This is a genomic window from Amaricoccus sp. (genome assembly GCF_017995835.1).
Taxonomy (GTDB): domain Bacteria; phylum Pseudomonadota; class Alphaproteobacteria; order Rhodobacterales; family Rhodobacteraceae; genus Amaricoccus.
Genome location: NZ_JAGOID010000001.1, coordinates 29,191 through 41,553 on the forward strand (window position 1 = coordinate 29,191; position 12,363 = coordinate 41,553).

Consider the following 12,363-nt stretch of genomic DNA (forward strand, 5'->3'; position numbering starts at 1 on the left):
TTGTTTCTTCTGTCGGTCGTCAGCGAAGGTCGAAGTTCTCCGGCAGCCAGAGGGCGATCTGCGGGAACACGATGATCAACCCCAGGCAGAGGATCATCAGGGCCGTGAACGGCACGATCGAACGGTAGATGTCCGGCAACGTCACTTCCGGCGGCGCCATCGCGCGCATCAGGAACAGGTTGTAGCCGAAGGGCGGCGTTATGTAGGCGATCTGGCAGGTGATCGTGTAGAGAATGCCGTACCAGACCGGGTTGAAGCCGAGCTGGATGACCAGCGGCACGTAGAGCGGCGCGACGATCACCAGCATCGCGGTGTCGTCGAGGAACATCCCCATGATGATGAAGGAGAGCTGCATCATCAGCAGGATCTCCCAAGGGCTGAGCCCCCAGCCCTCGACGAAGAGCTTCGCCAGCGCGCGGCCGGCGCCCAGCCCGTCGAAGACCGAGCTGAAGCAGAGCGCCGCGAGGATGATCCACAGGAACATCGCGCTGATCGCCAGCGTCTGGCGCACGATCGCGTCGACGATCTTCCACGACAGCCGCCCGCGCCACCAGGCCGCGACGGTCGAGGCCAGCGCGCCGACGGCGCTGCTCTCCGTCAGGTTGGTGATCCCCATCAGGAAGATCCCCGTCATCGAGAAGAAGATGGCGAAGGGCAGGATCCCGGCGCGCAGCAGCCGCAGCTTCTCGGCCAGCGGCACGTTGCGCTCCTCCGGCGGCAGCGCCGGGCCGAGCTCGGGCTGGAGAAGGCAGCGGATGTAGATGTAGGCGACGAAGACGGCGGCCATCAGCAGCCCCGGGAACACGCCCGCGAGCCACAACTCGCTGACCGGCTGGCGCGCGATCATCGCGTAGAGCACCAGCACGACCGAGGGCGGCAGCAGGATCCCGAGGGTCGAGCCGCCCTGGATCACCCCGGTGACCATGGTCTTGTCGTAGCCGCGCTTCAAGAGCTCCGGCAGCGCCACCGTCGCGCCGATGGCCATGCCGGCGACCGAGAGCCCGTTGATCGCCGAGATCACCACCATCAGCGCGATCGTCCCGATGGCGAGCCCGCCGCGCACCGGCCCGAACCAGACATGGAAGGTGCGATAGAGATCGTCGGCGATGCCGCTCTCGGAGAATACGTAGCCCATGTAGATGAACAGCGGCACCGTCAGCAGCGGATACCAGTTCATCACGGTGATGGCCTGGTTGAACGGCAGTTCCTGCCCGCCCGTCCCCCAGAGCAGCAGCGCGCCGACGACGCCGACGAAGCCGATCGCGCCGAAGACCCGCTGCCCGCTGAGGAGCAGCACGAGCATCGACGCGAACATGGTGATGGCGACGGCGCTCGGGCTCATTCGAACTCGATCCCCCGCACCCGCGCGAGATCGCGGAAGAAGAACGCCACCGTCTGGAGCAGCATCAGGACGACGCCGAAGGTCATGATCAGCTTGATCGGCGCCATGTAGGGCCGCCAGCTCGTCGCGGCGCGCTGGCCGTACTCGAGCGCGTAGACGCTCGACGACACCCCGCCCCAGATCATCACCACGAGGTAGGTGACGAGGCAGACCGAGGTGATCGTGTCGGTGAAGGCGCGCCGGCGCGGCGTCCAGCGGGCATAGAGCAGGTCCATCCGCACATGCGCGTCGACCTGCATGCTCCAGGCCCCGCCGAGGATGAAGTAGGCCGCGAGCAGGAACTGCGACATCTCCACCGCCCAGAGCGGCGGCCGGTTGAACCCGGTGCGCATGAAGGCCGACCACAGCAGCACGCCCATGATCGCAAAGACCATCCACATGGCGATGCGCCCGAAGAAGCGGCTGACCGCCTCCACCCAGCGCACATAGGTCACCACTGCCTTGGGCAAAACACACCGTCCACGCGACCCGGCGGCGTCCCCGCGCCACCTGCGGCGTCCGGCCCCCCTCGCAATTCTGATCCTTCGGTCAAAAAACCCGCCCGTCAAGCGCCGCAACGGGAATTGCCGAACTCCCCGGCGTCGGACCGACCGGAGGTTGCGACCTTCCGCCGAACCACACGCTGCGCGCCCGGCCTCGCGCGCGGCGGCCTCGCGCGCGGCGGCCGGAGCGCCTGCGGACGGGGCGACGGGGCGACGGCTCGCCGCAGGTCGGCGTCAGGGGATTCGAGCCGCACAAGCCCGCTTCCGCTTGATCCGCCGCGGCGCGCGCCCTATCAGGCCCCGTCCCTCCGCGAGCGCCCCGATGTCCAAGACCGCCCTCCTGCCGCCGATCCTCGCCATGGCGGCGATCGTCGTCGCCTCGAACATCCTCGTGCAGTTCCTGTTCGGGCAGTGGCTGACCTGGGGCGCCTTCACCTACCCGCTCGCCTTCCTCGTCACCGACGTGACCAACCGCCTGCACGGCCCCGCCGCCGCCCGCCGCGTCGTCTACGCGGGCTTCCTCGTCGGTCTCGCGTGCAGCTTCGTCGGCACGCAGATCGAGGGCCCCTTCGGCCCGCTCGTCACCAGCCGCGTCGCCGTCGCCTCGGGCGCGGCCTTCCTCGCCGCCCAGCTCTTCGACGTGACGGTGTTCAACCGCCTGCGCCGCGGCAACTGGTGGCGCGCGCCCTTCGTGGCCAGCCTCGCCGGCAGCGCGCTCGACACCGCGCTGTTCTTCACCATCGCCTTTTCCGGCGCGCTCTCGACCCTCGCCCCCGGCGTCGACGTCGCCTGGGCGAACGAGCCCCTGCCGCTCCTCGGCCGTGGCCCGGTCCTGCCGCTCTGGGTCAGCCTCGCCGCGGCCGATTTCGGCGTGAAGCTCGCCATGGCCTCGATCACGCTCGTCCCCTACCGCCTCGCCACCGCCCGCCGCCGCGCCTGATCCGCCGGGGGCCGGAACCGCCGCCCGGACAATCGGATGACACGCAGCCCCGTCCGGCGCTATCATCGCCGCCATTGACCGCCCTGCCCTTGCCCCGGGGGACGCCATGGACATCGCCGCCACTCTCCTCCCGCTCCTCACCGCCGGCGCGGCGCTCGCCGCCCAGGGCGCGGTCGGCGAGTTCGCCAAATCGGGCGGCAAGGCCGCCTTCGAGGCGCTCAAGGCCCGCCTCGCCGGCGAGCACAAGGTCGCGGGCCTCGACGCCCTCGACAGGCCCGGCTTCGTCGCGGCGGTGAGGTCCGAACTCGCCGCCCCGGACATCGCCGAAGACCCCGAGATCGCGAAGCTCGCCGCCGCTCTCCGCGCCGCCATCGAGGCCCTGCCGCCCGCGACCCTCGCCGCCTGCGCCGTCGACATCGAGACCATCCGCTCCGACGCCGACCTGCTGATCGAAGGCAACGAGGGGGTGCGCGCCCGGCTCGCCGAATCGAAGGGTCCGATGACCATCAAGGGCAACACCGCGCCGGGAAAACCCTAGGCGGTCCGGGCGCCGCCGAGCCCGTTCCGCAAGCCGCCGTCCATATCGAAACGGCGAACGTCCAAGGCGACCTGAACATCACGCCGGTGATCGACTTCGGCGCGGCGCTGAAGTCGGCCGCCGAGTCCCAGGGCTTCCTCGCCCCGGGCGACGCCGCCGACCTGCGCGAGCGCCTCGTCCGCGCCGAGCAGGCGCTCGACTCGGTTCGTCGCGAGCGGCCGGACCTGAGATCCGACGTCGACCGCGCCATCAGCGCCGTCAACGCCGACGATCCGGCCGCCGCCCGCGCCGCCTTCGCCGAGGCGAACGCCGCGCTCGACGCCGAGGACGCAGCGCGACGGATCGAGCGCGCCCGCCTGAAATACGCCGAGGCGACCCTGCTCTACCCCTTCGAAGCCTCGAAGGCCGCGCCCCTGCTCGCCGAGGCGGCCGAACTCGCCCAGACCGGGGTCTGGTACTGGATCGAACTCGGCCGGGCGAAGCAGGACCTCGGTTCCCTCGACGGCGCCGAGGCCGCTTTTGGGGAGGCGGAGCGCGCCGCGCGGGCGCAGGCGCAGGACAGGGACCGCTCCGCGGCCCTCGACGGCCTCGGCGACGTCCGCGTCGCGCAGGGCGACCTCGCCGGCGCGCTTGCCGCCTACGCCGAGGGCCTGACCATCCGGCGCGACCTCGCCGCCCGCGACGCGGGCAACGCCGGCTGGGCCCGCGACGTCTCGGTGAGCCTGAACAGGGTCGGCGACGTCCGCGTCGCGCAGGGTGGCCTCGCCGGCGCGCTTGCCGCCTACGCCGAGGGCCTGACCATCCGGCGCGACCTCGCCGCCCGCGACGCGGGCAACGCCGGCTGGGCCCGCGACGTCGTGGTGAGCCTCAGCAAGATCGGCGACGTCCGCGTCGCGCAGGGCGACCTCGCCGGCGCGCTCAAAGCCTACGCGGAGGGCCTGACCATCGCGCGCGACCTCGCCGCCGGCGACGCGGGCAACGCCGGCTGGGCCCGCGACGTCTCGGTGAGCCTGAACAAGGTCGGCGACGTCCGCGCCGCGCAGGGCGACCTCGCCGGCGCGCTCAATGCCTACGCCGAGGGCCTGACCATCCGGCGCGACCTCGCCGCCCGCGACGCGGGCAACGCCGAGTGGGCCCGCGACGTCTCGGTGAGCGTCGACAGGGTCGGCGACGTCCGCGTCGCGCAGGGCGACCTCGCCGGCGCGCTCGCCGCCTACGCCGAGGGCCTGACCATCGCGCGCGACCTCGCCGCCGGCGACGCGAGCAACGCCGCGTGGGCCCGCGACGTCTCGGTGAGCCTGAACAAGGTCGGCGACGTCCGCGTCGCGCAGGGCGACCTCGCCGGCGCGCTCAAAGCCTACGCCGAGGGCCTGACCATCGCGCGCGACCTCGCCGCCCGCGACGCGGGCAACGCCGAGTGGGCCCGCGACGTCTCGGTGAGCCTGGACAGGGTCGGCGACGTCCGCGTCGCGCAGGGCGACCTCGCCGGCGCGCTCAAAGCCTACGCCGAGGGCCTGACCATCCGGCGCGACCTCGCCGCCCGCGACGCGGGCAACGCCGAGTGGGCCCGCGACGTCGTGGTGTCGCTGGCGAAGATGGCGCAGGTCGATCCGGCCAACGCCGTCGCCTGGTGGGCCGAGGCCGCCGAACGGGTCGCCGCCATGGAGGCGCGCGGCGTCCTCGCGCCGAGGGACCGGTGGATGCTCGCCGAGACGAAGGCGCAACTCGCCGCGGCGCAGGCGCGCCGCTGAGACGGGTCCGGCGGCAGCATTTCCGCCCGGTCCGTTCGCCATGGCCTGCTCCGCGCAGCCCCCGGCTGCGCCCATCCGATTTCTCCCCGGATCGCATCTTGCCGGGCGCCAGTGGCGCCCGCGCGATCCGGTCGGCTCGCGCCGCAAGCGCGGGCCGAGGGGCCAGCCGCTATCCCCAAGGCCCGCATCGGCGCGCGGCTGCCCTGGCTGGCGCGGAACGCGCCTGCCCAAGCGAGGGCAGTCGCGTGCCGATTTCGCCAACGGTCGAAATCGGCGCGAACCCCGCGCTGCGGTCGAGCGGGAGGTTTAACCGGCCGTAAAGAAGTGGCAAGCCACATTCCAGCCCGATTCCAGCCGCATTCCAGCCCGGTTTTTTCGAGCCTTTCCAGAGGGATCGCCGCCCCCCGGACCGACGCCTTCACATCAGTTCGCGAACGTCCGTCAGCCGCCCGGTGATCGCCGCCGCCGCCGCCATGGCGGGGCTCAGCAGATGCGTCCGCCCCCCGCGCCCCTGCCGACCCTCGAAGTTGCGGTTCGAGGTCGAGGCGCAGCGCTCGCCGGGCGCGAGCTGGTCGGGGTTCATGCCGAGGCACATCGAGCACCCCGCCATCCGCCAGTCGAAGCCCGCCTCGATCAGCTTCTGCGCGATCCCCTCCTCCTCGGCCTGGGCGCGGACGAGGCCGGAACCGGGAACGATCATGGCGCGAATCCCGTCCTTTACGCGCCGGCCTTCCATCACCTTCGCCACCTCGCGCAGATCCTCGATCCGCCCGTTGGTGCACGAGCCGATAAAGACCGTGTCGATGGCGATGTCCTGCAACCGCGTGCCCGGCGTCAGCCCCATGTATTCGAGCGAGCGCCGCGCCGCGTCGACCTTGCCGCCTTCGAAGTCCTCCGGCCGCGGCACCACCCCGGTGATCGGCAGCACGTCCTCGGGCGAGGTGCCCCAGGTGACGACCGGCGCGATCCTCTCCGCGTCGAGGAGCACCACCTTGTCGTAGTGCGCCCCCTCGTCGCTGAAGAGCCCCCGCCAAGCCGCCTCGGCCATCTCCCAGGCCCCGCCCTTCGGCGCCTTGGGCCGCCCCTTCACATAGGCGAACGTCACCTCGTCCGGCGCGATCAACCCGGCCCGCGCCCCGCCCTCGATCGCCATGTTGCACACGGTCATGCGGCCCTCCATCGAGAGACCGCGGATCGCTTCGCCCGTGTATTCGATGACATGGCCGGTGCCGCCGGCGGTGCCGGTCGCGCCGATGATCGACAGCGTGACGTCCTTGGCCGTCACCCCGGTCCCGAGCGCGCCGCGGACCTCGACCTTCATGTTCCTCGCCTTGCGCTGGATCAGCGTCTGGGTGGCGAGCACGTGCTCGACCTCCGAGGTGCCGATCCCGTGCGCGAGCGCCCCGAAGGCGCCGTGGGTCGCGGTATGGCTGTCGCCGCAGACGATGGTCATACCCGGCTGGGTCCAGCCCTGCTCCGGGCCGATGATGTGGACGATGCCCTGCCGCACGTCGTCGACGCCGTAGTACTCGATGCCGAAGTCGGCGGCGTTCTTCTTCAGGGTCTCGACCTGGATGCGGCTCTCCTCGTCGTCGATGCCGCGGGCGCGGTCGAGCGAGGTGGGAACGTTGTGGTCCGGCACCGCGACCGTCTTCTCCGGCGCCCGAGGCGTGCGCCCGGCCATGCGCAGGCCCTCGAAGGCCTGCGGCGAGGTCACCTCGTGGACGAGGTGGCGGTCGATGTAGAGCAGGCAGGTGCCGTCGGGCGCCTCGTTGACGACATGGGCGTCCCAGATCTTGTCATAGAGGGTCTTGGGGGCGGACTGCGCGGGCATGTGAACCTCCGGAGGTTCGAACGGCTGACGGGAGGGGGCGGGCGGCGCGGACGCGGGGCCTCTGCGTCAGGCGCCGGCGCACAGGCCGCGCCGACGCGGAAAGAACCGCCAGGGCAGCCGCGCGTGGTCGTCCATCTCGATGCGCCGGGTCATGGCGCCCAGATACGCGCGAATCGGCGACGCGGCAAGGTCCGGTCAGGAGCAGGACGCAGCCCCGAGAGGGTCGCCCGGCGCATCAGATCGCCCTCCCTTCGGCGAAGAAACCCGGGTCCGGCCGCGTCGCGCCGGCCGGAAAGCCGCGCCGGCTGTGAATCGGCGGGCTGAGCCGGCGCAGCGTCGCCGGATCTTCGGCGCTTACCGCACCCAGCCGGACGAGCAGCGCGGCGATCGCGCATTCCGCCGCCCTGGTCGCCCCGTCCTCGATCTTGACCGCCACGCCGAGCCCGCGCGCGGGCAGGATCGCAGTGAAGACGCCTTCGGCGCCGGTCTTGACGGCGACGGCGCCCCTGGCGGCGCGCGTCAGCTCGGTGCATGCCCGGCCCTCGCCGGCGACGAGGTCGGGATGGGCGCACATCGCCTCGACGAGCGCCCGCGCCGCGTCGCCGCGGGCGCGGCCGAGGCCGGAGGGATCGGCCATCCGCGCCATCGCGGTCGCAAGACCGGTCACGCTGCATGCGAAGTTCGGCGCCGAGCAACCGTCGACGCCCCAGCCCGGGCTCTCCGCCCCGGTCATTTCCTCGAAGGCGGCGCGGACCGCCTTCTGCACGGGATGGTCGATCTCGACGTATTCGGCGCCGCCGCCGAGATGGCGGCCCAGCATCAGGAAGCCCGCGTGCTTGCCCGAGCAGTTGTTGTGGAGCTGGTCGGTTCCCAGCCCCGCCTCGCGCAGGCGGCGGCGCTCGTCGGCGTCGCTCGGGATCTGCGGGCCGCAGCGCAGGTCCGGCTCGCCGAGGCCCATTTCGGCAAGCCAGGCCGCGACGCGGGTAACGTGGATCGCCGCGCCTTCGTGCGACGCGCAGGCGAGCGCCATCCGCTCGGACGAGAGGCCAGCCCCTGCCCCGCTCTCCAGCAACGGCAGCGCCTGGAGCATCTTGCACGAGGAACGCGGGTAGATCGTCGCCCCCGGATCGCCCCAGGCCGCGACGACGGCGCCGCGGGCGTCTGCGACGACCGCGTGACCGCGATGGCGGGACTCGAGCAGGGCGCCGCGCCAGAGTTCCACGAGGGGCGCTGCCTCGGCCATGGGAAGTCTCTCCCCCAGCGCCGCCGGACCGCGACGCGGCGCGAGCATGGCCCGTGGGCGCGCGCGCGTCAAATCCTGCGCAAGGGGATGAATTCGGGGCTGGAAACCTCACCCCGGGACGCGCTAGATTGTGGTTGGCCTCAATACAACAACAAGCCCGAGGCGTGCGGGGCGGCAACCGTTCCAAGGCAACCGGGCGAGTCTGGTAGTGATCGAGCAGGAGTTCAGCCCCATGCCCACCGGTACGTGGAAAGCCTTGGCCCTCACTCTCGCCGCTCTCGTAACATCGCCGGCGCTCGCCCAGGCTGCCGCCGAGCGCGTCGCGGCGCACAACGACTGGACGGTGTTCCAGACCGGCGCCCCCAGGGAATGCTACATCGTCTCCCAGCCGACGGGCAGCGTGGCCAAGCGCGACGGCCAGAACGTGCAGGTGAACCGGGGCGACATCCGGCTTTTCGTGCGCTTCAATCCCGGCGAGGGCGTGCGCAACGAGGTGAGCTTCACCGGCGGGTATCCGCTGCGCGCCGGCACGCCGGTGCAGTTGAAGGTCGGCTCGGAGAGCTTCAACCTGACCCCCGGACCAGGCGACGCCAGCGGCTGGGCCTGGCCGGCCGCGCAGGACGACGGCGGCATCGTCGCCGCGATGCGTCGCGGCTCGACGGCGACGATCACCGGCGTCTCGGCGCGAGGCACGACCACCACCGACACGTTCTCGCTCTCGGGCTTCACGGCCGCGATCAACAAGGCGGACGAACTCTGCAAGTAGGCCTGCGCGCCGGCGCGCCGTGCCGGCACGCAGGCGGCGCGCAACGCCCGGGCTGGCGCAAACCGCGCTTCGGGACTATGTGAGGGCGCGCGCCTGCTGGCGCGGTCGCCCGGATCCATGCCCATGCACGCCGCTCCGATCGTTCCCGAAGCACTTGCCCTGCCACGGCGCGCGCCGGAGGCGGATGGCCTGCGCTCGCTGATCGGCCTTGCCCGCCCCGCCCTCGTCGCGGCGCTGGTCGAGACAGGCGTCGCGCCGGAGAAGGCGCCGATGCGCGCCGATCAGGTCTGGACATGGATCTACCACCGGGGCGTGCGTGACTTCGCGGCGATGTCGAACCTTGGCAAGGATCTCCGCGCACGGCTCGCCGAGCGGTTCACCCTGGAACGCCCGGAGGTCGTGGCGCGGCAGGTCTCCGAGGACGGCACCCGCAAGTACCTGCTGCGGGTCGCGGGCGGCGGCGAGGTCGAGACGGTCTACATCCCCGAGTCGGACCGCGGCACGCTCTGCGTCTCCTCCCAGATCGGGTGCACGCTGACCTGCTCGTTCTGCCATACCGGCACGCAGCGGCTGGTGCGCAACCTGACCGCGGCCGAGATCGTGGGCCAGATCCTCGTCGCCCGCGACGACCTCGGCGACTGGGGCCGCACGCCGGTCGAGAAGCGGCTGGTGTCGAACGTCGTGCTCATGGGCATGGGCGAGCCGCTCTACAACTTCGATGCGGTGCGCGACGCGATGCTGGTGGCGATGGACGGCGCCGGGCTGGCGCTGTCGCGGCGTCGGATCACGCTGTCCACCTCCGGCGTCGTGCCGGAGATCGCCCGTGTCGGCGAGGAAATCGGCTGCCTGCTGGCCATCTCGTTCCATGCGACGACCGACGAGGTCCGGGACAAGCTGGTGCCCATCAACAGGAAATGGAACATCGCCGCGCTACTGGACTCCTGTCGCGCCTATCCGCGGCTGTCGAACGCCGAGCGAATCACCTTCGAGTACGTGATGCTGAAGGGTGTCAACGACAGCGACGCCGACGCGCGGCGGCTGGTCAAGCTGATCGCCGGCATCCCGGCCAAGATCAACCTGATCCCGTTCAACCCATGGCCGGGCGCGCCCTACGAGCGCTCGGACCCGGATCGGATCGAGGCGTTCGGCCGAATCGTCAACCGGGCGGGCTATGCCTCGCCGGTCCGCACGCCGCGCGGCGAGGACATCATGGCCGCCTGCGGGCAACTCAAGAGCGCCTCGGAGCGCGTCCGCCGCGCCACAACCGCCGCCGGATACGGTGCGTGACGGGATGACTCGGCGAGATTCCGCTTGCCTGATCGCGGCGCATCTGAACTATCCGTAAAGATATCAGGCGTTAACGATGAGGTCCTTAAGGACCCGTTGCGACGAGGGCAGGCAGATGAACGAGCATGGGAAAGGAATGGCGCCGAGGTTTGGACGCCGGGGCCTCCTGGGGCTGGCGGCCGGAGCCGCCTGCCTGGGGACGCCTGCGATCGCGCGGGCCTTCGCGCTGCCGGTAGCGCCGCGCGCGGACCACATCGTTGTCTCGAAATCGAAGCGGGTGCTGGAGTTGCGCGCCAAGGGCGAAATCCTCAAACGCTACCGGATCGCGCTCGGGTTCACTCCCGAGGGGCACAAGACCGCCTCGGGCGACGGCCGGACGCCCGAGGGCCTGTACTGGATCGACCGGCGCAACCCGCGCAGCGAGTATTTCCTCAGCATCGGCATAAGCTATCCGAACGCCGAGGACGAGGCGCGCGCTCGTTCCCTGGGCGTCAGGCCGGGCGGGGACATCTTCATCCACGGCCAGCCGGTGCGGCCCCGGGAGATCAGGGCGGCGCAGGGAAAGAAGGACTGGACGGCGGGGTGCATCGCCGTCGCCAACGACGAGATCGAGGAGATCTGGGCGATGACGCCGCTCGCGACCCCGATCACCATCCTCGCCTGAGCCAGGGCGGGCCGCGCCCCCGCCTCGGCGCCGCGCGTCGGCGTCACGCGCCGACGAGCTGCACCCACCAGAGCTTGCCGCCCGCGTCCTGGTGCCAGCCGAGCCCGAGGCCGCGCCCCGCCGGCGCCATGATGACGCGCCGCGTGTCGGGCACCTCGAGCCAGTACTTCAACACGGTCAGGTCGCTGTCCGCGCCCTCGTAGAGGTTCTCGCCCAGCACCTCGCCGCGATACCCCGCGCGGAAGCCGCGCTCGCGCCAGCTCGTCAGGTCCGAGCCGAAATGCCAGGCGCGCTTCTGCACCGACATGTCGCGAGCATGGGTCTCGGCGGCGGCGTTGAGTTCGGCGGAAAGTTGCAGGGGCGCGAGCCCGTTCTGCGCGCGCGCCGCGTTGACCGCGTCGAGGTGGCGGATCCGGATCGGGTCGGCGTCGGCCGCCGTCAACCGGGGCACGCCGCCCGTCTGCTGGGTCGGGGCGCAGGCGGCGGCGAAGGCGAGGGCAGCAAGGGCGATGCGGGCGAGCATGGATATCCGGGGATAAGCCTTGTGACGGTCGCGAGGACTAGCCGCTTTCACCCGCCCGTTCAAACGCAATCGGGACGGGAATCGGCGATGATTCGCTGAAGCAAGCGTGAGTTGCGGCGGGGCCACGGTTTTACTACGCTTCGGTTCCTGTCCGGACATTTCGGAGGAGAGCGGCATGTCGGAGCCTACCAGCATTGACCGTCGCGGCTTCGTCGTTCTGGCGACGGGCGCGGCCGTCGGCGCCGCCGTCGGCGGCCCTGCCTTGGCGCAGCAGGGCGTGTTCACCGACACGCTCGTCGTCGATCCGCTGCGGCAATACGTGCCGGACAGCGCTGACAAGCCCAGGCTGCAACGCCGGGTGTCGGGCTCGGTCAGCCGCGACTGGCAGGCGTACTTTTCGTCCATCGGCAACAGCGCGATTCTCGTCGACACCAACGACCGGGTCCTGCACCTGTGGTCGCCGGACGGCTTTTACCGGATCTATCCGACCTCGGTGCCGATGACAGGCGACATGACCCGTCGCGGCCGCACCTCGGTGGTGCTGAAGCGGCACGATCCGGAATGGCGCCCGACCGATAACATGATCGCGCGCAACCCTGACCTGCCGCGCTATGTCGGCCCCGGTCCCGACAACCCCCTCGGCATCCGGGCGCTCAACCTCGGCTTTCCGGGGGCCTATCGCATCCACGGCACCAACGACATCCGCAAGATCGGGCGGCAGAGCTCCAACGGCTGCATCGGCCTCTTCAACGAGCACATCCTCGAGGTCTACGACCGCGTGCAGGTGGGGACCCCGGTGTTGCTCATTTGACAACATTCAGGATTTACTCCAGCCCCCCGATTTCATAGATTGAACGTGCGGCGCGATGGGCTAATCTCCGGTCATTAGCTTGTCCGCTCGCAGGTCCGGGTGAGCTAGCAGTTTCGCAGACC

General features: G+C 71.1%; 12 protein-coding genes. 7 read left to right on the plus strand and 5 right to left on the minus strand.

From position 1 onward, the window contains the following. Positions 1–19: 19 nt before the first annotated feature. Positions 20–1,342, minus strand: coding sequence for a TRAP transporter large permease subunit (locus tag KBA23_RS00155; protein WP_290735083.1), 1,323 nt, complete (start codon positions 1,340–1,342; stop codon positions 20–22). Further along, positions 1,339–1,851 (minus strand): TRAP transporter small permease subunit, encoded by a 513-nt coding sequence (locus tag KBA23_RS00160; RefSeq protein ID WP_290735086.1) that lies wholly within the window; start codon positions 1,849–1,851, stop codon positions 1,339–1,341. The genes KBA23_RS00155 and KBA23_RS00160 overlap by 4 nt, the downstream gene beginning before the upstream one ends. A gap of 355 nt (positions 1,852–2,206) precedes the next feature. On the opposite strand from KBA23_RS00160, the gene KBA23_RS00165 reads away from it, so the two are divergent. The 3 genes from KBA23_RS00165 to KBA23_RS00175 all read left to right on the plus strand — a co-directional run bounded on the left by KBA23_RS00165 (position 2,207) and on the right by KBA23_RS00175 (position 5,113). Next, a complete protein-coding gene (locus KBA23_RS00165; protein ID WP_290735087.1) occupies positions 2,207–2,824 on the plus strand; it encodes a queuosine precursor transporter in 618 nt (205 codons plus the stop codon). Between the two features lie 106 nt (positions 2,825–2,930). Beyond that, positions 2,931–3,362, plus strand: a complete 432-nt coding sequence (locus KBA23_RS00170) for a hypothetical protein (RefSeq protein WP_290735090.1) — start codon at positions 2,931–2,933, stop codon at positions 3,360–3,362. An 86-nt stretch (positions 3,363–3,448) separates the two neighbouring features. After that, positions 3,449–5,113, plus strand: coding sequence for a hypothetical protein (locus tag KBA23_RS00175; protein ID WP_290735093.1), 1,665 nt, complete (start codon positions 3,449–3,451; stop codon positions 5,111–5,113). Between the two features lie 418 nt (positions 5,114–5,531). Here the strand turns inward: KBA23_RS00175 and leuC are convergent, their stop codons facing one another. Both leuC and KBA23_RS00185 read right to left on the minus strand, forming a co-directional pair. Beyond that, the gene (gene leuC, locus KBA23_RS00180) at positions 5,532–6,947 is read right to left on the minus strand and encodes a 3-isopropylmalate dehydratase large subunit (protein ID WP_290735095.1); all 1,416 of its coding nucleotides are present in this window, start codon (positions 6,945–6,947) and stop codon (positions 5,532–5,534) included. 235 nt (positions 6,948–7,182) lie between these two features. Next, positions 7,183–8,190, minus strand: a complete 1,008-nt coding sequence (locus tag KBA23_RS00185; RefSeq protein ID WP_290735098.1) for an asparaginase — start codon at positions 8,188–8,190, stop codon at positions 7,183–7,185. 232 nt (positions 8,191–8,422) lie between these two features. Between KBA23_RS00185 and KBA23_RS00190 the strand changes: the two genes are divergently transcribed. The 3 genes from KBA23_RS00190 to KBA23_RS00200 all read left to right on the plus strand — a co-directional run bounded on the left by KBA23_RS00190 (position 8,423) and on the right by KBA23_RS00200 (position 10,907). Further along, the gene (locus KBA23_RS00190; protein ID WP_290735102.1) at positions 8,423–8,956 is read left to right on the plus strand and encodes an invasion associated locus B family protein; all 534 of its coding nucleotides are present in this window, start codon (positions 8,423–8,425) and stop codon (positions 8,954–8,956) included. Between the two features lie 123 nt (positions 8,957–9,079). Beyond that, a complete protein-coding gene (gene rlmN / locus KBA23_RS00195; RefSeq protein ID WP_290735105.1) occupies positions 9,080–10,243 on the plus strand; it encodes a 23S rRNA (adenine(2503)-C(2))-methyltransferase RlmN in 1,164 nt (387 codons plus the stop codon). 136 nt (positions 10,244–10,379) lie between these two features. After that, positions 10,380–10,907 carry a L,D-transpeptidase family protein gene (locus tag KBA23_RS00200; RefSeq protein WP_290735109.1) on the plus strand — a complete coding sequence of 176 codons (528 nt, stop codon included), beginning with the start codon at positions 10,380–10,382 and terminating at the stop codon, positions 10,905–10,907. A 43-nt stretch (positions 10,908–10,950) separates the two neighbouring features. Here KBA23_RS00200 and KBA23_RS00205 read toward each other — a convergent pair whose 3' ends face one another. Next, positions 10,951–11,430, minus strand: coding sequence for a CAP domain-containing protein (locus KBA23_RS00205; RefSeq protein WP_290735111.1), 480 nt, complete (start codon positions 11,428–11,430; stop codon positions 10,951–10,953). A 175-nt stretch (positions 11,431–11,605) separates the two neighbouring features. Between KBA23_RS00205 and KBA23_RS00210 the strand changes: the two genes are divergently transcribed. Then, complete coding sequence (locus KBA23_RS00210) at positions 11,606–12,241, plus strand: L,D-transpeptidase (RefSeq protein ID WP_290735113.1); 636 nt, start codon at positions 11,606–11,608, stop codon at positions 12,239–12,241. Positions 12,242–12,363: the final 122 nt, after the last annotated feature.

What these genes read in the sequence shown, in the direction of transcription:
- KBA23_RS00170 (WP_290735090.1), top strand. Translation starts at nt 2,931, where the DNA reads ATGGACATCGCCGCCACTCTCCTCCCGCTCCTCACCGCCGGCGCGGCG.
- KBA23_RS00205 (WP_290735111.1), bottom strand. Translation starts at nt 11,430, where the DNA reads ATGCTCGCCCGCATCGCCCTTGCTGCCCTCGCCTTCGCCGCCGCCTGC.
- KBA23_RS00155 (WP_290735083.1), bottom strand. Translation starts at nt 1,342, where the DNA reads ATGAGCCCGAGCGCCGTCGCCATCACCATGTTCGCGTCGATGCTCGTG.
- KBA23_RS00165 (WP_290735087.1), top strand. Translation starts at nt 2,207, where the DNA reads ATGTCCAAGACCGCCCTCCTGCCGCCGATCCTCGCCATGGCGGCGATC.
- leuC (WP_290735095.1), bottom strand. Translation starts at nt 6,947, where the DNA reads ATGCCCGCGCAGTCCGCCCCCAAGACCCTCTATGACAAGATCTGGGAC.
- KBA23_RS00190 (WP_290735102.1), top strand. Translation starts at nt 8,423, where the DNA reads ATGCCCACCGGTACGTGGAAAGCCTTGGCCCTCACTCTCGCCGCTCTC.
- rlmN (WP_290735105.1), top strand. Translation starts at nt 9,080, where the DNA reads ATGCACGCCGCTCCGATCGTTCCCGAAGCACTTGCCCTGCCACGGCGC.
- KBA23_RS00200 (WP_290735109.1), top strand. Translation starts at nt 10,380, where the DNA reads ATGGCGCCGAGGTTTGGACGCCGGGGCCTCCTGGGGCTGGCGGCCGGA.
- KBA23_RS00210 (WP_290735113.1), top strand. Translation starts at nt 11,606, where the DNA reads ATGTCGGAGCCTACCAGCATTGACCGTCGCGGCTTCGTCGTTCTGGCG.
- KBA23_RS00185 (WP_290735098.1), bottom strand. Translation starts at nt 8,190, where the DNA reads ATGGCCGAGGCAGCGCCCCTCGTGGAACTCTGGCGCGGCGCCCTGCTC.